A 19640-nucleotide genomic window follows, 5' to 3' on the forward strand; every position below is an offset into this window, starting at 1 on the left:
AATACGCCTTATGCAATCCGCTTATCGATTTTTTGTGTGCCTAATACATGCCACTTTTTTGTGTACTATCACTGCCGTCCCCGCATACGCAGGTGACCGCCTACTAGCCACTGGCGGCGTCACGCAAATTGAAGGCGCTGCAGGCGGCGGGCTCATGCCATGGGCGGTCATCAGTGGTTATGGCACCGACAAACAAATTGGCGGCTCGTTGTTTTATACCCACGCGGAAACGCGCGGTGACTTCAAACTCAACACCACTGGCGTTGCGCTAGGCTTTTACAATCGCGTCGAAGTCAGCGCCAGTCAGGCCAGGTTTGGCCTCGGTGACACCGTGCCCGGTGAGCAGATTCGCCTGAACACCCTGGGCGTTAAAGTCCGCGTACTAGGGGATGCCGTTTACGAGCAAGACAGCTGGTTGCCGCAAGTTTCCGTCGGCGCCCAATATAAATACAACGAAGATTTTAATGCCGTGCCCAAGGCACTCGGGGCAGAAAATCGCAGCGGTGTTGACTACTATGTCGCCACCAGCAAATTATTTTTAGGCGCCATCAATGGCTATAACCTGTTGCTCAACGCCAACCTGCATGCAACCAAGGCCAATCAGTTTGGCATCTTGGGCTTTGGCGGTGACAAACATGATCGATACCGCATTTTGCCAGCGGTGTCTGCGGCGGTGATGTTGTCTGATAACTGGCTGATTGGCACCGAGTATCGCGACAAACCAAATAACCTATCGGTCTACAAAGAACAGAGCGCCTACGATATTTTTATGACCTGGTTTCCGCACCGCAACGTGTCGATCACCGGGGCCTATATTGACCTTGGCCGCATTGCCAACAAAGATAACCAAACCGGCTGGTATCTGTCTGGCCAGCTCAATTATTAAGCTCAGTTAGCGAGGTTGGGTTAGCGTGATGCCGCCAGGCCACAGTCCGCTTGCAGCTTTTTATCCAGCTGCTTGAAGTCTGCGCCGTTGCCCGTCGCAAACGCGTAAGGATTGGTTGACAGATAACGGTTGTATCTCACTTGGCGCGCGCTATACTTTTCTGCCAAACCAGCAACATAACAGTCACAAGCCGCAGGCTGTTTTACGCTCGGCGACTGCTGACAATCGGCAGCTAGCGCTTGCTTGTCAGCACCGGTCCAGGGTTCGGCATGGCTTTGACCATTGGCGCGGGCTTGCGTCAGCATGGCGTACATCAACTCCACACTGGCGCGCAGTTTGCCCAATGCTGACGTTTGTAAGGTGTCCTGATGCTTCACTTGCAAACTACCAGCATCGACCGCAAAGTCGGCTTCTAACACCGCTTGCTCAGGAATCTGGTAACCCTGCGCGGCCAGCATGATTTGCTTGGCAGGGTCAGCCTGCAATAGCGCTTGCGCTTCGGCAATATCGGCTGCAGGTAAACGCAATTGCCAATGTGCTTCGCAGGCATCTGCTGAGACTGCCGTCATTTGACCTTGAATCAGCTGGTCACTCACGGCATCGGCAAATGCTGGCGGAATCCGTTGCAGCATGTATTGCATTTCTTTGTCGGCCAAGCCATTCAGCGCCTGCGCATCCAGACAAGCCAGCACCGACTGGCTACAAAACAGTAATCCTAATGTGGTCACGCAGTGCGCGATGTTTGGCATGGTTTGAAGCCTTATGAACAATGTATGCATTGGAGACGACGTGACCATAAAAAGTTTTGCAATGCATGCTTTAAATAAAAACGGGCGCCTGAGCGCCCGTTCATGTCGTGAAGAACAAATTATTTGTTCATTACATACATAGTTACTTCGAAGCCGAAACGCATTTCGGTAGCAGCTGGTTTAGTCCACATAGTCATTTCTCCTTGATCTTAAATTCGTCTTAGCGATTGCTATCAACGTGTGACTATATTAAAACTGCCCACGGCACTTGTCGTGATTAAACTACGCAACATGCATTCATGATTTTCATGAGTGTGGCCTGAGATTAACGTTAAGCAAAGCGAGATTTGATGTGGCGCAAGAGCTTGCGCATGCCTTTGCGACCGACGGTGCGCTTGAGCCAGACTTTGGCATCATAGACATAAAACGGCCATAAAAACTGCCACTGCAGGCGTCGACCAGTCATGCCTAAATACATTTGCAAGAACTGCTTGCGGCCATCCCAATGCAATTTATGCAGCGCCCGTGTTAAATCAGACAGGCGTTGCTTGATCATGGTCGCGGTGGGCGTTGCGTGCAGGCGCGCGGTGTCTATCAACACAAAATGTAATTGTTCGCCCTGACGCTGGACCAGGATATTACCGCCCGAAAAGTCACGGAAGTAAATGCCTGAGTTATGCATGTGCAAACAAAAGCGGGCGAAGGCGTGATACAAAGTGTCGGCTGCAATGCCCTCAAACTGGACTTTACCATGTCTAAACGCCAAAAAGGCTTTTGAAATGGCAAAATCATGTGGCACAAACGCCGAAATATAAAAATTACGGCGCAAGGTGGTGTCATTAGCATGCTCAATGTAGGCTAGCGGCATCGCAGTGCCAACCCCGCGACGCAGCAGTTCCATGGCGCCATTCCAGCTACGTTTGGCTTTGCTTGGCTTATGTTTATCTAACCAGGTTTTATGCCAGTACATGCGTACCGGTTTTTTCACGGTGACCTGTTGCGTCGCATCGCGCGGATCCGGCAGCGACCAGATGGCGTTTCTGGCATGGCGCAAAGCGTCCGCCTTGGCTGGCGGTAGCAAGGTTTCTGGATGCCAGGCCTGCCACAACTGTTGCGCCTGCTCGGCATTGGCGGCTAATATCATGCCGCGCCAATCGCTCTCTTCAATCGGGAAGTACTGCTGACCCGCGATATGCGCGTGAATCACGGTGCCGCTCAACACGGGCCGGGGCGTGCGCAAGACAATCTGTTCCGCTTGCGGCCAAACCAGGTACAAAGGCGACTCTGTGAGCATTTGCTTACCCTGCACCGATTCACCATCGCGGTTAAATAATTGCGCTTGCTGCAAACTATGCGGGGAATAAATCTGGTCCAATATGGCGCATTGGCCGTTCACCGTCCAGGCAATATGCACTGTTTGGCCATGCTGTTGCAAACGGTGAATTTCGAGGCCATTGCCGGTGCTGACCGGCGCAATGTACTGCGCACCGTTCAGCCAATAGCTCACCGTTTTAAACGCAGCAAAACTCGGGTTTTGTTGATAATCGGCCACCATGCCATCGGCTGATTTATAGTAGGCCACGCGTTCCAGCGCTGGATAATCAGCATCTTTCAAACCGTCATCAATCAGGCCTTCACGATGACAGACGAATGCGCCCCAATTCGCATGGCGTAACGCTCCCGCCGCGGCGAGCAACGTGAAATAACGCGTGACATAATCGGCCTGCTTCTGTGCGCCATCAGGAAAGCGGCGCTTGATACGATAAATCGCCCAAAATGCCACCGGTGACACCAGCGTCGGTACGCCGAAATCCTCGCCGATTTTCTGCAATAACTTGGCTTTTTTAATCAGGTTAAATTTAAGCACCCGCGTCCACTTGTGCTTGAGAATACGGAAATCTGCCAGTTCGGGCTCTACCACACGCTCCACAAACAGATTATTGCTATGCACATCTGGCAAGCGGCGCTCTGCACCCAAAGTCTTGAGCAGACTGATGTTATACACAGGCTCAAAATCCTGGATATTCGGGCCCACCACCAGCACTTGATATTGTCTGGCCAGGTCGTAAGCAATTTGCCAAGCGATCATAAAACCAGGCATGTCATAACCGGCCCATTTTTTGCGATTGACGGTGTTACCTATCTCCAATGCCGCAATACTTGTGGCATAGCTTTGTAGCAGCTCGCTGATAAACTGCTTCCAGCTGGCTTGCACCTCGTTGCTGCGCATAGTTCTGGCCGCCTCATAAGGCTGTACCGCATGCAGCGTCAGCGAGAAATCCGCTGCCAGTAACCGGCGCAAAAAGCGTTCTTGATATGGTCGGGCATCGTCATCGCTGATATCCAGACGCACGCGCTTCACACCCAAGGCCTGCAATTGCGCAAGCACATAGTCATCGGTGGCCGGGTCAGCATTGCTGGCCACGCATAGACCGGTAAAATCCTCAGGAATCGTATGCGTGATCGCGGGCAAGTGACTGTTCTTCAGCCATAAACCACCCTTGGCAAGATATTTCAGGCCATCGATCATGACCTGACGCGTGAGCATCGAAGGTTGTGTCTTCTTCAAAACGAGTTCTACTCCGGCAAGCGATAACGCTGCTCTTTATACAACAGCGCAGGCAGTAAACTATTAGCTAACGCACGCTCGGCCAACGCCTCACTATCCGCTGGCGCGGCCGTATTTTGCAATTGCTTGCTGGCAGGATCATAACGGCCAAATGCTGGCGCTTTGCCTTCCCGCAACACGACCACCTCATTCTCGGTCACTGTTGGCCCTATTTGCTGCATCCAGCCAAAGTTGTAGTTGTACTGCATCATGGCGCGGCCACGGTAGTCAGCACTCACATTCGACAAGTCATGCCCGGTCATTGGGTGCTGGGCTGCGATGCCCATTAATGACAACACCGTCACCGGCAAATCAATCTGGCTGGCAATCGCATCCACCGTTTTTGGCTGCACGGCGCCGCCCAGAATCAGCGCCGGGATATGAAAATGCTCAATCGGCACCAGCGAATCGCCGCGTACGCGGATATCGTGATCGGCCACCACCAAAAACACCGTGTCGTTCCAATAAGGGCTGGCCTTGGCTTTTTTAAAGAACTCGCCTATGGCGTAATCAGCGTATTTCACCGCATTGTTATCGGTGGCTTTGGGCTGTTCATAAAGCTTGATACGGCCATCGGGGAATTCAAACGGCGCATGATTAGAAGAGCTGAATGCCAGGGTAAAAAAGGGTTTGCCACTGGCATGATGCGCCATCAGTTGCTCATGGGTTTTATTCAGCAAATCTTCATCTGAAGCACCCCAACTGGCCACAAAGACCGGATTTTTGAAATCTGGCTGGTCGGTGATTTGCTGGAAACCATTGCCCATGAAAAAGCTGCGCATATTGTCAAAATGGGATTCGCCACCATAAATAAACTCAGTCAGGTAGCCGCGTTTGGACAATAACGATGCCAGGGTAAAAAAGTTTTTCTGGCTCAAATCCAGTTTCACCGTGCTATCGGATGGCGTTGGTTGAAAGCCGGTGACAACGGCCTCAATCCCACGCACCGAACGCGTGCCGGTGGCATACAAGTGTGTGAACCAGATGCCCTCATTTTTAAGCGCTTCCAGATTTGGCGTCACCGGCTTGCCGCCCAGCGATTCAACAAACCCCGCCCCCAGACTTTCTTGCAGCAAAATGACCAGGTTTAACGGTTTGTCGCGTGTCACACTAGGCACCAGTGTCGTCAGCGTCGGGATATCCGCCGCTTGCGCACCGGTCAGGGCAAAGATTTTTTCGCGTGGCATCTTGCCATAAATCGCACTCGACTTTGCTTCGTGCTGCAAGCTGTAAGCGGCGTAAAATACCGAATAGGTCGAATTTAAAATCAGGCTGTTGACCATACTGTCTTGCGTAATCGCAAACAGCGCCGGATTGGCCGGGCGATGTGTCAGCGTTGAGCGTATCCCGAACACGGTTAGCACCAACACCAATGGCCACACCAACCATACTGCCGGGCTCGCCCATTTAGCTTCTGCTTTGCGCCAGGGCTTAAGCAATTTGGCCACGGCGGCAACAGCAATCAAGGTCATGACCAGGCCAAACACGAGCTCGGTCTTAAATCCTTGCCACAACATGCCAAACACTTCGTGCGGATATTTGAGGTATTCGACAAAAATACGGTTTGGGCGCACATCGTATTCGAGAATAAAGCCAGGCGTCGCCGCCTCTAAAAACACCAGCAGCACCAGTGACAGCAATACCCACCAGTAAGTGAAGCCGCGCCAAACCTTGAATAATTTACGCGTCGCTAATAGGGGTGACAGCAAAACAGGAATAATGGCCAGCAACCCAAGCTGGATGATATCTACGCGCACACCTTGCAGCAGAATCTGGCACAACTCGCCAGTGGCTTGCACACGCTCCCACTTCCAGGCCACCAGGCCCAGGCGCGTGAGCGAAAGCAACAGCAGCCCACTGATAAACATGACGATGAGCGGTGCATAAGGGCCAAACCAATGGCCAATCGCCCATAATTTAGAGGAAGAACGTGGCTTGCCGAAGTAACTTGATTGCATGTGTGCTTAATCAGATTGATTCAAGCGTGTGATTATAACGGGTTATTGCAGATTGTTCGCGCAGGGTGCTTACTCTGGCAACACAGACTTTTTGCGCAGACCGAGATACACCACGGATAACAACGCAACCGGAATCACAAACCCGACCAGCAACGGCACTAAATCGACCAGCATATCAACGATGCCGGTCTGGCTGGTCAATAAACTCCATGCCTTGGCCAGTAAAGGCACCACGGTAAATAACAAGGTCGGGATTAAAAACCAAATGGTGCTGGTTGCCCCACGCTTTGCCAAACGCGCACAGACATAAGAGACGACAGCGACAATCACTGCCGCCCCCGCCCCCCATACCGCGCCTGCAGCCACCGTAATCCAGGTGCCCACCTGGTAGAGCAATAAACAAATGATGGCAGTGAGAATGAGTTTTCGGTGAAAAGCGATTTGCATAAAGCAGAACTCCAATGAAGAACTGAATCAAATAAGACAACATCTGCCAAAAAATGTTTTCGTGATTATCACAAAGCACTAGCGGCGCCATATCCTTTTTAGCCAAGTTGCGGCCAGCCTGGCGATTATCCAGAAACCGCCAACCAGGCTGATTAAAAACAAGATCGCTGCCACAGGCACCAAAGCAGGAGATTGAGATTTAAGTGCCAACCCCTCTTTCAAATGTTGCGGCAACGGATTCGGTGTCACCGGGATGATTTTCCACTGGCTTCTGTCTGCCGGGGCTTGTTGCAGGTATTGCGCGAAGCTATAGACTGGCGCCAGGCCATAGTCCCGGCTGGAGGGGATTTGCGGAATGCGCACAAAATAGATGGCTTCAAGTTGTTCGGCCATCGGCTGCATGTCCGTTGAGGTGAGCGTGGTTTTGTCACCCGTGTGCGCAATATTGAGCAGGTCATTACCAATTGCATCAAACGCCACGGCGGGGAACAAGCGCGTCATTTCAGTATTGAGGTAGTCGTAAATGGCGCGGCCTTTTTTCAAGCTACGCTCAGTCGCCGCCACATACCAGTAAGCCGCACTGGCTTTAAGCAAGCTTTCTACCCCGCGTGGTGGCACTTGCCAGCCCAGGTTGCGCAAGGTGTCTATGCTGATGCCGGCACAGTTTTCGCGGGCATGGTCATAGACAAAATCATTGCGGTAAAAATGCTGGAACACACGATTGTTGAGGGCCTGAATCTGCTGGGGAATATGAGGCTGGCTAAATACCGCCACCAGCATATAAGAGGGGCGGTAAAAGGCCTGCCCGCTATTGAGGTCGCCCATGTATTTATCAAACGGCGTCACCGCGGCAATAATGCCTTTTTCGCTGTTACTGGCCAGGTTGTAATAGTTATTCACCAGCCAGGTGGCGTATTCGCCCTCGGCGCCGACAACGCCTGTTGCCAGCGCAAAATGCCCGCCATGCGCTTCGTCGTCATCGCCTTGCGCGCCATTAAGCAATATGCCCAAGGCAGCTTTACCGGACGACTGTTGCCCGGCGCCAGGTGATCTCTCCCATAACAACCGGCTGTGATACGGGCTGCGGGCGCCGCCGTTGGCAAACTGCACCAGCGATTGCAGGCTCTCACCCCGGCTCAACGGTTGTGTGCTGGCGGTTAAATTGAGCTTAAACGGCTGCGGCCAGACCGAGCGCGCCACCAGTGTTTGGCCATCCCATTCGCCGCGCACCGACAATGGCGCCTGGCCGATAAATCGACTCGTTTCAGCATTCCAATACGCGCGGTTGCTGGCAATTTTAGGCACCAGATTGAACTGCCAGCGCTCACCCTGCGCGGTTATGATTTCCGAGCTATCTGCATGCAATGTCATCTGCGACCAACGCTGGCTAGCGCCGGTCCAGACCAATTCCGGCAACGCATCGGGGTTTAGCGCCTGAGTATCGTCAGCCCCGCGTTTATCACCGTGGTACCCAGACACCGGCAGGCTTGGCTGCGGCAGCGCAACGGTTTCATGGCGAAAATACCACTGGGTTTGCGGTAACGCCTGGCATGGCTGACAGATGCCATGCACCGTCTGGAATTGGTCTTGCGCATATAAACCCAGTCTATCGCTGGCAGACGCCCCAGAGACAAACGACGAAATCAGGCCAACGCCCATGCCGACAATACGACGCATGCCTACCCCCTCAACCCACGCAGGTAGTCACGCACGCTGTGCCAATATTCCGGCTGACGAAAACATAAATAAATCGCCACCAGCACATTGGCTGCGGCAGTGATAGCAAACAATTGTGGAATAGTCACGCCCATGCCAAACAGCAACACCGAAAACCCGGCCGACAGCACCATAAACAAGGCATTCATAATATTATTGGCTGCAATCACACGTGACTGATAGCCAGCCTCGGCGCGGCTTTGCAGTAACACATATAAGGGCACAATATACAAGCCGCCACTCACACCGAGCAAGGCCACATCGAGCAACATGCGCCAATCATCCACGCCGCCTAATGTATGCAATGTGAGCGCTGGATGCGTTAACAGCTGTTGTTGAATACTGCCAGTGGTGCTGGCGAAATCCCAGGCGAATAAAGACATGCCTGCTGCCCCCAGCATGACCAGACCCAGCTCTTGTTTGCCTTTGGACAGTTTTTCACACCAAATAGAACCCACACCAACGCCCACCGAAAAAATCGACAACAGGCTGATAAAGTCTCGCTCGCTGCCCTGCAACACGTTTTTTGCCAGGTTAGGAAACTGTGCCAACAAAGTCGCCCCAAAAAACCAGAACCACGAAATGGCCACAATCGCCACCCACAAGGTTTGCTGCGCCCAGAACGTGCGCACATTCTTAATCGTTTCGGTGATCGGGTTCCAGTTAATCTTGATGTCAGGCACAGGCGCTGGTGACAGCGGAATACCGCGGCTGAGATGATAGCCGGAGACCGCGACCAGCAAGACACTCAAACTGGTAAACAAGGCATGTTGTTCTAAACTGCCGAGCCAGGCACCCAGCACCTGCCCGAGTAAAATAGCCACAAAACTGCCCATCTCGACCAGGCCATTGCCCGCCGTGAGTTCCCCGGGCTGTAAATGTTGTGGCAAATAAGAGTACTTCACCGGCCCAAACAAAGTGGAATGCACGCCCATTAAAAACAAGGCCAGCGCCAGCATAAGCAAGCTGCGACTTAAAAAACCGATGCTCGCAAATAGCATGATGCCTATCTCCAGCACTTTCACCATGCGGATAATCTGCGACTTTTCATATTTATCCGCCAATTGTCCAGCTGAGGCCGAAAACAGGAAAAACGGCAAAATAAACAGGCCAGGCAGCAAGGTCGCCAATGTTGCACCATCCAGCGTCGTCAGGCTGGCGGTGTTAAACGCCACTTGCGTAATCAAGGCTGTTTTAAACACATTGTCATTGAAGGCGCCTAAACCTTGTGTCCAGAAAAAAGGACCGAAGCGTTGCTGGCTTAGTAAGTTAAAGGGGTTACTCATGCTGCTTGCTCCGCCATCTGCTTCAACGTGACATAGTCGGTTTTGCCCGTGCCCAGCACCGGGATTTGCGCCACTACAATAATTTTGCGGGCGATGGCAATTTCGGGTGCACCCATAGTTTTAGCCACAATCTGCAAGTCTTCACGCTTGAGTTTGGCGTCAGTGGTAAACAGGACAATACTTTCACCACGGGTGGCATCTGCCACCGTGGTCGCGGCATGTTGTTGTTCCGGGGCTGCGGTAGTCGCCATTTTCTCCACCACTTCGAGTGAGACCATTTCACCGGCGACTTTGGCAAAGCGTTTAACGCGGCCTTTGATATGAATAAACCCGTCACTATCTATTTCAACCACATCGCCGGTGTCATACCAGCCATCTTGCGGTGCGACCAACACGCCGGGATTGTCATACAGGTAATAGCCCTGCATGATGTTGTCGCCTTTGACCAACAAACGGCCGCCGTTTTCGATGCCTGGCACCGGCTCTAGTTTGTGCTCAATGCCAGGAAAAAACTGGCCGACTGTGCCATGACGGTTTGCCATTGGCGTGTTGGCGGCCACCACCGGCGCGCACTCGGTGGTGCCATAGCCTTCTAATATGCGGATGCCAAATTTTTCGTGGTAAATTTTGCGCACTTCTTCATTGAGTTTTTCGGCCCCGGCAAACACCACGCGCAATTTGTAAAAGTCGTACGGGTGCGCATATTTGGCGTAGTTGCCCAGAAACGTGCTGGTAGAGAAAAATACCGTGCAGCCTTTGTCGTAAATCACTTCCGGGATCAACTTGTATTGCAGCGGTGAGGGGAACAGCAGCATGGGAATCCCGTTTAACAACGGCAGCAGCGCCCCGGTAAACCCAAAGGCGTGAAACAGCGGCAAGGCCATCATGAATTTATCTGCCGGGCTGAAATCCAGTGTTGCCAAAATCTGGTGTGTATTGGCCAAAATGCTTTTATGGCTATGCACCACGCCTTTGGGTTTGCCCTCGGAGCCAGAGGTAAATAACACCACGGCCGTCTCTTCAGCAGTGACGGGCTCCATGGCCGCGCGCGGGTAATGTAAGGCATAGCCCATGAGCCACGCGCGGTCGAGTACGCCAAATTGGCTACGCAGGTCTTCGAGGTAGACAATATTCAGATCGCGCATGTTGGCGACGGTCTCCTCTAACTTAGCCGCTTCAATAAACTTGCGCGAGCTGATGACCGTGCGGATATTCGCTGCGATGCATGCGTTGCGCATGCCATCGGCCCCCGCGGTGTAATTGAGCATGGCAGGGATTCTTTTAAAGGCGCTCATGCCCAGCACCAGTGCCAACGTATTGGTAATGTTCGGCATCAACACCGCCACCACCTCACCTGGCTGACTGACCTTGCTCGCGATACGACCCAGTGCCAGACTGCGTTTAAGCACGTCTTGATAGGTGTCTTCGACCTGGTGCATATCCTCAATAATGCGTGTCTTGGCACCATATTTATCCATGGCGTCCAAAAACCCTTCAAACAGGCTTTTGCTTTGCTGGGTTTTAAACAGCATATGCTGCATGATGCCGCGCATGGCTTCGCCCGCAATGCGGCGGCGCTGCTTGGCGGTGAGCGGAGCATGGTGACCATGTTGCTCAATACGGATGTCTGTCGGTGGCAAAATTTTCAGAGTCACGCGAGGTAACAGCTTGCGCGGATGCGCATCAGATAAGCGGCCAAAATACGATTGTGCAGCGCCTTCAACGCGCACTGGCAGAATTTTGACACCGGTTTTTGCCGCCACGAATCCAGGGCCGTCATAGACCTTCATCAAGGCGCCGGTCAGCGTAATGCGGCCTTCGGGAAAGATCACCACGTTTTCGCCTGCATTGAGGCGCTGTACGACTTTTTTCATCGCCAGCGGGCTCGCCGGGTCGACAGATAAATGCGGTGTCAGCTTTAACCACCAGCGAAAAAAGAGATTCTTGAGTACACCGGTATGGACGACAAAAGTCGCACGCTTGGGTAAAAACAAGCCTAGCAGCAAGCCATCCAGAAAAGACTCATGGTTGGCAATAATCAACAACCTGTCTTCCTGCGGCACATTTTCCAGCCCTGTCACCTGCACGCGAAACAACAGACGACATACGGCTCTTAATACTCTCACCAGCATTATTTACTCCCTGTTAACTTCTTTTTTATATGTCTTGTTTGATGTAGTCCAGCACGTCTTGCAGTGCTTGCTGCATCAATGATTGATTAACCCAAAAATATACTTCGCGGCCGACTTTTTCGCTCTGCAAGGCGCCGCCACGCTCAAGTACTTTTAAATGATGGGTGACTGCGGTGCGGCTCAGTTGCGAGCCCTCCACAATTTGCAGAATGGTCAGCCGCTCGTTCTTTTCAAACGATAGCAAAATCCGTTGCCGATGGGCATCACCCAAAGCAACAAAGAGTTCAGAAATAGCGTTCCACGGGTCTGGAATCTGGGTCACTGTTTTCATATAACCAAATAATTAGTTATTTAGTTTATTTTGTCAAGCCCTATCCTGTGAACTTGTCATGGTTATGGCCTAGTCTGAGCTTCACCAAAGCATCACGCAACGCCGGTGCTTGTCCCGCTACACTGCAATGCCTTATATCAAGGAGTGTGAGATGTTACGCCTGTGTGTATTATCCTGTTTGCTTGCCTGCCTACCGCTGGCAAGCCACGCCAGTGCTCAAATCAGTCTGGCAAGCACGAGCTGCTCCGGAGACATGGCGCTTTCCTCAGACAGCGGCATCTCATTCAATTGCACAGGCAACCTCAGTTTGGATGGCGGCTGGTTAACCTCTGATAGCCCAATATCACTGTTGGCCAGTGGCGACCTGACACTCAGCAACCTCCACCTCTACGCGCCGGCAATCAGCCTATCAAGTTTGACCGGCAGCCTGACCATTGGTAGCAATGTGCTGTTCGACACCACGCACACAGTCTTACTCACCAGCGGCGCCACGCCTGTAGACAGATGGTCGCCGCGCCCAGTGATTGCCTGGCAGTCATTTGACATAGGCTTGCACCCAGGGTCTGTCATCAGCGAGAGTTCAAGCAACTCAAACGCGATTAATCAAAGCATTATTCAAAAGCCAGCGCTGGCAGGTAGCCTAGTGCTGACACCCGCACAAAGTCAGATGCTCATTCATGAATCGCGAATCACATTGACAAACAACGCAGGCATCAATGTCTCAGCGGTGCCAGAACCTGATGGCTATATGTTGATGTTAGCGGGCTTAGGGCTGTTGGCTTGCAGACGCAAGTCAAAGATCTAGCCCGCGTTAGGTGAAAGATGCGCTTGCAGCAGGCTGAGCATGGCAGCATCGCCAGACTGGTCGGCGCTAAAGGCGATCAAGCCAGATTCACGCGCCCGCTCGGCAATACGGGCATGGTTAACGAATACAGGCGTCGCTTTTAACCAGTCACCCTCGCCCGCCAGCGCTAGCAAAAAACGCAAGGCTTCGCTGCTGGTGACGACGATGCCTTGTAATTGGCCGTTGGCATAGGCCTGTTGCAGGCACTCGGCAGTATTTTGCGGATTGACGCGGCGATAGCACTCGCCAAATACCACCTCTGCACCGCGCTGCTTTAAGGTCTCAGCCAGCACTTCACGCCCACCCACACCGCGCACAATCAGTACGCGCTGGCCTTGCATCTGCTGTAATGCCGGCAATGCCAGCAAAGCTTCACTGTCAAAGCGTTCGCTAGGCGTCAGCACTTCTGCGATGCCATAGCCTTGCAAGCTGGCAGCCGTGGTCGGGCCGATAGCGGCAAATTGTAATGTCGGGGAAATGCCAGCTGCTTGCAACAAAGGCATGCCATATTGCACGGCATTACTGCTGATAAACACGGCCCAGTCAAACTGGCTTAGCGGTGTGACTACCGCATGAAATGCACGCAGGTCGTCCAGGCCTTTAATATCCAGCAGCGGAAAAGAAATCACTGTGCCGCCTGCACCAGTAATCGCTGCAGTTAGCTTGGTGGCTTGCTCGGGTGGCCGCGTGACCGCGATATGCATCCCGGCCAAGGGCGCAGCCGATGGCAGGATCATTTCACGCCATCCAGCGCGGCCAGAATTTTATCAGCACCGCGTGCCACCAGTTGCAAGGCCAATTGCTGGCCCAATTTTTCTGCCTCAGACGCATGACCAGTCACAGTTTCCTTAAGCATCTGCTTGCCATCGACACTGGCGACAAACCCTTGCATGCTGATGGTCTCACCTTGTTTGGTCGCATAGGCGCCCAGCGGCACCGTGCAGCTGCCAGCCAACGCACGACTAAATCCGCGTTCAGCTTCCACGCACAATTGCGTATCCACATGATTCAACGGCGCTAACACTGCCCTCAGGTCTGTACGGTTGGCATTGATTTCGATGCCCAATGCGCCCTGGCCCACGGCCGGAATGCTGTCCGCAGGACTAATAAAACTTTTGATACGATCGCCCAATTCCAGGCGAATCAGCCCAGCCGCCGCCAGGATAATCGCCGCATATTGACCTTCATCCAGTTTGCGCAAACGGGTTTGCACATTGCCACGCAACGACTCGATTTGTAAATGCGGAAAACGCGCCTGTATCTGGCTTTGACGGCGCAGGCTGGAGGTACCCACCACGCTGCCGTCAGGCAGGTCTTCAAGACTTGTATAGGTATTCGAGACAAATGCATCACGCGGATCTTCGCGTTCACCAGTGGCGGTGAGCACAAAGCCTGCTGGCAAATGCATGGGCACATCTTTCATGCTGTGCACCGCCAGATCAGCGCGGCCATCCGCCAGCGCATTTTCGAGTTCTTTAACGAACAAACCCTTGCCACCAATGCGCGACAACGGGGAATCCAGAATCTGGTCACCGGTGGTGGTCATGCCCAAAATGCTGACATCACACTGTGGATATAAGGCCTGTAATCTGGCCTGGATATGCTTGGCCTGCCACATGGCGAGCGCGCTCTCACGTGAAGCAATAACCAGCTTGGCAGGGGGATTGAGTGTACTCACAACGATCATACCTATGATGGATTTAGCGCGTTATTTTAACACGGCATCGCCTGACTGCTGTGCGTCTATGCGGACATCTCCTGATGAACCTTTTGCTCCACAAGGCCGTCCGATTGAGTTATGCTGGCACTTGCATAGCAACCCGAAGTGGCTAGAAAAGTCGCTATTTATTGATAAAAATGGAGGACTATCCATGCAATACCAACTCGACATTTTTCTTTCTTCTCTCAACCAATTCTGGGTCGAACTGGTCCATTTTGTGCCCAAATTACTCGCCGCCATCGTGATTTTATTTTTTGGCTGGCTGGTCGCTAAAGCAGTCAGATTAGGCGTCAAACGCATTCTTGAGATTTCACACTTTGACACTTTTGCGCAAAAATCCGGTCTCGAAGCCTTTATGCGTAGCGCCAACTATAAAGTCACCCTGAGCGGCATCATCAGCCAGGTGGTGTATTGGCTGGTCATTCTGCTGTTTGTCATTACCGGCGCCAACTCACTGGGTTTGAGCGAAGTGGCCTCATTACTTAAAGAGCTGGCCAGCTATTTACCGCATATTATTGTGGCGATTCTGGTAGTCATTTTCGGTACTTTGTTTGCGCGCTTTATCAACCGCCTGGTGTTCGCCTGGTTACATAGCATCAAGTTTGAGCAAGCGCTTATCATCAGCACCTCAGCCGAATACTGCATCCAGATTCTGGCGATTTTTATTGCCCTGGAACAACTGGGCATTGGCATGCAACTGATTCACTCACTGTTTGTGATTGTGTTTGGCGCCGTGTTTTTGGCACTGGCGATTGCCTTTGGCCTAGGTGGCCGCGACTGGGCCGCCAAAGTGATTGATCAGGCGCAAAAAAAGAAATAGCGCCTTTAAATGAGTGCCTTCAAATTAAGGTCGCCGCTAGGCGGCCTTAATTACATGCTGGTGACGTCTACTCACCACCAATGTCTCCGGGATGCCTTTCATTAAGACCACCCATGCGGTTTCTCCGGCTTCTTCGCCTGTCGAGACCCGTTGCTTCTCGAACCCGCTAATCGCCGCACGTGCCACCAGTGCATTGCGGTGAATACGCACAAATTGCGTGGCATAGGTGTGTTCAAGCTGACTGAGTGCGGCTTCGAGCAAATAGCTTTTTTCGCGCGTGCGTACCGTCACGTATTTCAACTCGGCGCGCAGATAAAGCACCTCTGCAATCGGCACCAGCACCACTTTGCCACGCTCGTAAATACTCAGGTGATCATGCGTTTGCTGCAATGGCTGCAAGGCCTGCGATTGTGCTGATTGCAGCGGTTTGGCTTTCGCCAGGGCAGCCGCCAGGCGCTCTCTACGAATCGGTTTCAGCAAATAATCAATCGCATTCAACTCAAACGCCTGCACCGCATAGTGATCGTAGGCGGTGGTGAAAATCAGCTTGGGTGGCCGCGGCAAATCGCGCAAATGTTGCGCCAACTCGATGCCATCCATGACCGGCATGCGAATATCCACCAGCACAATATCCACTGTCGAGTCTTGCAGCAGCGGCAGCGCTTCCACACCATTCGCCGCTTCGCCCACAACGTCGTAACCGCCCACATCGCCGACCAAGTCGCGCAAGCGCTGCCTGGCCAGCGGCTCGTCATCTACGATGAGCAAGCGCTGATTAGCCATGCACAACCTCAGATAAAGGCCGCGTTGGGATCACGATTTCAACAATGTAGCGCTGATCGGCCTCATATTGCCGCAACTGCGCCTCAAGGTCGTAGTGCAAACGCAGGCGCTCACGAATATTTTTAAGCGCCATTTTATTACCGCCAGATTTATCACTGCGTGGCGGCAGCGGGTTGCTGATACGCAACAACAAGCTTTTTCCACTGGGCTTGATGTCGATATTGACCACGCCCCCCTGCGATTGCGGCTCGATGCCGTGATACACCGCATTCTCCAGCAACGGCTGCAAAATCAGCGGCGGGATCATCACTTCTGGCGGAATCTCAGACAGCTGCCAATCGCATTGCAAACGTTCATCCAGGCGCAGCTTTTCGATATTCAAATATTGCTGGCACAAGGCAATCTCTTGCGACAACGGCACCAAATCACGGTTATCCGCCATCAATACGCGGAACAGCTCAGCCATATCTTCCAGCGCTGTTTCTGCCCGTTGCGGTTGGCTCCGGATCAGTGACAAAGCAGCATTTAGGCTGTTAAACAAAAAATGGGGGCGAATCCGCGCCTGCAAGGCCTGCAAACGCGCCTCAGCAATCGCCGGTGAATAGGCGCGCTGCAATAAGTCCAGGTAATACAGGCACACCAGCACATCCGCCACACACAGCAACATCACCTGCCAATACTGTGCCGCGCTCAAAGGCGCAATCCAGCTTTGATAGCCATAGGTTAACAGCGCCGTGATGCCAATCGCCAGCAAAAACAAGGCGGCCAACGCCTGCCGATAAGGCCAACGGCTAATCATGGGATAAGCCAGTGTGAGCGCGCCCATCACCAGCAATAGTGGTGGCAACCACTGGCTGCCTATGCGCGCCAGGTCGCTAGCCCACAAGACGGCGTTCCAGCCAGACTGGCCGTCATACACGGTGAGCAGCGCCAACAGACACAGGTGGAGCAACAGTACACGTAAGTGTATGCCCAGATTGCGAAAATTGGGGATGCGGCTACTTTTACGCACGGCGTGATGTTCGTTTATAATGTGGTGCCAGCATCATAAGTATTAAGTGCCCATGGCGCAAGCACGCGCTGTGCGCCCCATTTCTGGCAGAAAGAACTTTTGTTTTGACAACGTCCAACTCCAATACACAGTCATCTTTGCACCAAAAAGACCAAGCCTGGTCTGGCCGCTTTAACGAGCCAGTGGCCGAGCTGGTCAAACGCTACACAGCGTCTGTCGATTTCGACAAGCGCCTGGCCACATTCGACATTCAAGGCTCGATTGCGCATGCCACCATGCTGGGTGCACAAGGCATTATTTCAGCGCAAGATGTCACTGACATCAAACGCGGGTTGGGTGAGATTCTGGCCGAGATTGAAGCTGGGCAATTTGAATGGCTGCTGGACCTGGAAGATGTGCACCTGAACATTGAAAGACGCCTGACCGAAAAAATCGGCGACGCCGGTAAACGTTTGCATACTGGCCGCTCACGCAACGACCAGGTCGCGACCGATGTCCGCCTGTGGTTGCGTAGCGTGGTCGATGACAGCATTGCCGGCATCCGCGCCCTGCAAACTTCATTGCTGGATTTAGCCGAGCAACACGCCGCCACCATCATGCCTGGCTTTACCCATTTGCAAGTGGCGCAACCCGTCACCTTCGGCCACCACCTGATGGCCTATTTTGAAATGCTGAACCGCGACGCCGAACGTTTTGCCGATGCACGTAAACGAATCAACCGCTTGCCGCTGGGCGCTGCCGCACTCGCAGGCACTAGCTACCCTATCAAACGCGAACTGGTGGCTGAATTATTGGGTTTTGACAGCGTCTGCCAGAACTCTTTAGATGCTGTATCTGACCGCGACTTCGCCATTGAGTTTAACGCCGCAGCCTCATTGCTCATGATGCACTTGTCGCGTTTCTCTGAAGAATTGATTTTATGGATGAGCCCAAGATTCGGCTTTATTGATATCGCCGACCGCTTCTGTACCGGCTCCTCCATCATGCCGCAAAAGAAAAACCCGGATGTGCCTGAACTGGTGCGCGGCAAAACCGGTCGCGTCTATGGCCATTTAATCGGCCTGCTGACTTTGATGAAAGGCCAGCCACTGGCCTACAACAAAGATAACCAGGAAGACAAAGAGCCACTGTTCGACGTCGCTGACACCTTGCTGGTGACTTTGCAGATTTACGCTGACATGCTGCGCGGCATCACCGTCAAAGCTGACAATATGCGCCAGGCCGCACTCGAAGGCTTTGCCACGGCGACTGACCTGGCCGACTACCTGGTGAAAAAAGGCATGCCGTTCCGCGATGCGCACGAAGTGGTCGCCCACGCCGTGAAAGCCGGTGTGGAATCAGGCCGTGACCTGGCCGAATTTAGCCTGGCTGAGCTACAAGCCTTTAGTCACACCATCAGCGAAGACGTATTTGAAGTGCTGACACTAGAAGGCTCGGTCGCCAGCCGTAACCACACGGGTGGCACCGCGCCAGAACAAGTCCGCCGCGCCATCGCGCAAGCCAGAGCGCAATTAGGCCGCTGATGACAACGCGCCATCATCCACCGAGTAAGCGTAAATCATACCCGGTCATGATGATGGGGCTGCTGTTAGTTTGCAGCCTGTTCGCGAGCCAACCCACACCAGCAGCCCTTGGCATTGCGAATCCCAAACACGAACAAGCCATGCTGTGGCCCTTGCTGCCAGGCGAAAGCGTCAACAGCCTGGCCGCCAAACTCTATCCGCAAAGCCCGGTGCTGCAACAGCGCTTTGTGCAGCAATCCATCACCCTTAGCCGCAGTCGCGGTATTGTGCTGCGCCCGGATGAGCGCAGTGCAAGCGCGCAACTCATCGCCGTGCCCAATGCACAAACCCTGCACACCCTCACGCATCGAATTAAAAAAGCCGATGAAGTTGATACTGACGCTTTTGTCACGCCCGGGTTGGTGATGAGTGTGCAACTGACGCAAGCAGCACAACACACATCGTCAAACTGGCATATGCCTACATTAAATCTACCGAAAGAACTCTCGCTAAAAGGGTATTCTTTTTCTGTGGGACATTTGACGGAACGCATATCGGCAGTGAAATCCCATATTGTGGAAACCTATCAGGCGAATGCTCAGGCGATTGCGCGGACGCCTGTGAAACAGCTTTATCAGGCACCGCAGTTAGCGGTGATTGTGGTGAGTGCGATATTGTTGCTGGTATTGAGTTTGGGTTGGGGAATTTTTGAAGAAAGACAGTCTAAGCGGTAATCATAAAATATATACGAAATTCATTACGTCTTTTTCGCCACTCGGCGAGTCACTTTCTGGTGCTTGTCCCCCAGAAAGTAACCAAAGAGGACGACACCCAGCCATCACGGCC

Annotated in this window: 18 protein-coding genes; 5 read left to right on the forward strand and 13 right to left on the reverse strand. The window is 52.9% G+C overall.

Annotated elements, in window-relative coordinates; genetic code table 11:
* Positions 1 to 58: 58 nt before the first annotated feature.
* Positions 59 to 886 carry a DUF3034 family protein gene (locus E6Q52_RS10645; RefSeq protein ID WP_292821840.1) on the forward strand — a complete coding sequence of 276 codons (828 nt, stop codon included), beginning with the start codon at positions 59 to 61 and terminating at the stop codon, positions 884 to 886.
* A 20-nt stretch (positions 887 to 906) separates the two neighbouring features.
* Here E6Q52_RS10645 and E6Q52_RS10650 read toward each other — a convergent pair whose 3' ends face one another.
* From E6Q52_RS10650 to E6Q52_RS10690, 9 genes are all read right to left on the reverse strand, one after another.
* Positions 907 to 1635 carry a hypothetical protein gene (locus E6Q52_RS10650; RefSeq protein WP_292821842.1) on the reverse strand — a complete coding sequence of 243 codons (729 nt, stop codon included), beginning with the start codon at positions 1633 to 1635 and terminating at the stop codon, positions 907 to 909.
* A 119-nt stretch (positions 1636 to 1754) separates the two neighbouring features.
* Positions 1755 to 1826 (reverse strand): pyrroloquinoline quinone precursor peptide PqqA, encoded by a 72-nt coding sequence (gene pqqA, locus E6Q52_RS10655; protein WP_081624291.1) that lies wholly within the window; start codon positions 1824 to 1826, stop codon positions 1755 to 1757.
* Positions 1827 to 1966: 140 nt separating this feature from the next.
* Positions 1967 to 4204, reverse strand: a complete 2238-nt coding sequence (locus E6Q52_RS10660; protein ID WP_367125134.1) for a lipopolysaccharide kinase InaA family protein — start codon at positions 4202 to 4204, stop codon at positions 1967 to 1969.
* An 8-nt stretch (positions 4205 to 4212) separates the two neighbouring features.
* Positions 4213 to 6201: an LTA synthase family protein gene (locus E6Q52_RS10665; protein ID WP_292821844.1), complete on the reverse strand. Its 1989-nt coding sequence runs from the start codon at positions 6199 to 6201 to the stop codon at positions 4213 to 4215.
* A gap of 69 nt (positions 6202 to 6270) precedes the next feature.
* A complete protein-coding gene (locus E6Q52_RS10670; protein ID WP_292821846.1) occupies positions 6271 to 6648 on the reverse strand; it encodes a hypothetical protein in 378 nt (125 codons plus the stop codon).
* Between the two features lie 78 nt (positions 6649 to 6726).
* Positions 6727 to 8325: a hypothetical protein gene (locus tag E6Q52_RS10675; RefSeq protein WP_292821848.1), complete on the reverse strand. Its 1599-nt coding sequence runs from the start codon at positions 8323 to 8325 to the stop codon at positions 6727 to 6729.
* 2 nt (positions 8326 to 8327) lie between these two features.
* Positions 8328 to 9650, reverse strand: coding sequence for an MFS transporter (locus tag E6Q52_RS10680; protein WP_292821850.1), 1323 nt, complete (start codon positions 9648 to 9650; stop codon positions 8328 to 8330).
* Entirely contained in the window at positions 9647 to 11782 is a 2136-nt protein-coding gene (aas, locus tag E6Q52_RS10685) for a bifunctional acyl-ACP--phospholipid O-acyltransferase/long-chain-fatty-acid--ACP ligase (RefSeq protein WP_292821852.1), read from the reverse strand. The genes E6Q52_RS10680 and aas overlap by 4 nt, the downstream gene beginning before the upstream one ends.
* 25 nt (positions 11783 to 11807) lie before the next feature.
* Positions 11808 to 12113, reverse strand: a complete 306-nt coding sequence (locus E6Q52_RS10690) for a winged helix-turn-helix transcriptional regulator (protein WP_292821854.1) — start codon at positions 12111 to 12113, stop codon at positions 11808 to 11810.
* A 253-nt stretch (positions 12114 to 12366) separates the two neighbouring features.
* Between E6Q52_RS10690 and E6Q52_RS10695 the strand changes: the two genes are divergently transcribed.
* A complete protein-coding gene (locus tag E6Q52_RS10695; RefSeq protein WP_292821856.1) occupies positions 12367 to 12918 on the forward strand; it encodes a PEP-CTERM sorting domain-containing protein in 552 nt (183 codons plus the stop codon).
* On the opposite strand, the gene E6Q52_RS10700 is transcribed toward E6Q52_RS10695, so the two are convergent.
* Together E6Q52_RS10700 and hemC are read right to left on the reverse strand one after the other, a co-directional pair.
* Entirely contained in the window at positions 12915 to 13694 is a 780-nt protein-coding gene (locus E6Q52_RS10700) for a uroporphyrinogen-III synthase (protein ID WP_292821858.1), read from the reverse strand. The two genes, E6Q52_RS10695 and E6Q52_RS10700, sit on opposite strands and share 4 nt — an antisense overlap.
* Positions 13691 to 14644, reverse strand: coding sequence for a hydroxymethylbilane synthase (gene hemC / locus E6Q52_RS10705; RefSeq protein ID WP_292821860.1), 954 nt, complete (start codon positions 14642 to 14644; stop codon positions 13691 to 13693). Before hemC ends, E6Q52_RS10700 begins: the two co-directional genes overlap by 4 nt.
* A gap of 184 nt (positions 14645 to 14828) precedes the next feature.
* Here hemC and E6Q52_RS10710 point away from each other — a divergent pair, with 184 nt between their 5' ends.
* The gene (locus tag E6Q52_RS10710) at positions 14829 to 15497 is read left to right on the forward strand and encodes a hypothetical protein (protein ID WP_292821874.1); all 669 of its coding nucleotides are present in this window, start codon (positions 14829 to 14831) and stop codon (positions 15495 to 15497) included.
* 36 nt (positions 15498 to 15533) lie between these two features.
* Here the strand turns inward: E6Q52_RS10710 and E6Q52_RS10715 are convergent, their stop codons facing one another.
* Both E6Q52_RS10715 and E6Q52_RS10720 read right to left on the reverse strand, forming a co-directional pair.
* Entirely contained in the window at positions 15534 to 16280 is a 747-nt protein-coding gene (locus tag E6Q52_RS10715) for a LytTR family DNA-binding domain-containing protein (RefSeq protein WP_292821862.1), read from the reverse strand.
* Positions 16273 to 17292 carry a sensor histidine kinase gene (locus E6Q52_RS10720; protein ID WP_292821864.1) on the reverse strand — a complete coding sequence of 340 codons (1020 nt, stop codon included), beginning with the start codon at positions 17290 to 17292 and terminating at the stop codon, positions 16273 to 16275. Before E6Q52_RS10720 ends, E6Q52_RS10715 begins: the two co-directional genes overlap by 8 nt.
* 104 nt (positions 17293 to 17396) lie before the next feature.
* Between E6Q52_RS10720 and argH the strand changes: the two genes are divergently transcribed.
* Complete coding sequence (gene argH, locus E6Q52_RS10725) at positions 17397 to 18815, forward strand: argininosuccinate lyase (protein WP_292821866.1); 1419 nt, start codon at positions 17397 to 17399, stop codon at positions 18813 to 18815.
* A complete protein-coding gene (locus E6Q52_RS10730; RefSeq protein ID WP_292821868.1) occupies positions 18815 to 19528 on the forward strand; it encodes a hypothetical protein in 714 nt (237 codons plus the stop codon). Before argH ends, E6Q52_RS10730 begins: the two co-directional genes overlap by 1 nt.
* The last annotated feature ends 112 nt before the right edge of the window (positions 19529 to 19640 follow it).

The sequence above is a fragment of the Methylophilus sp. genome, from assembly GCF_008015755.1.
Classification (GTDB): Bacteria; Pseudomonadota; Gammaproteobacteria; order Burkholderiales; family Methylophilaceae; genus Methylophilus.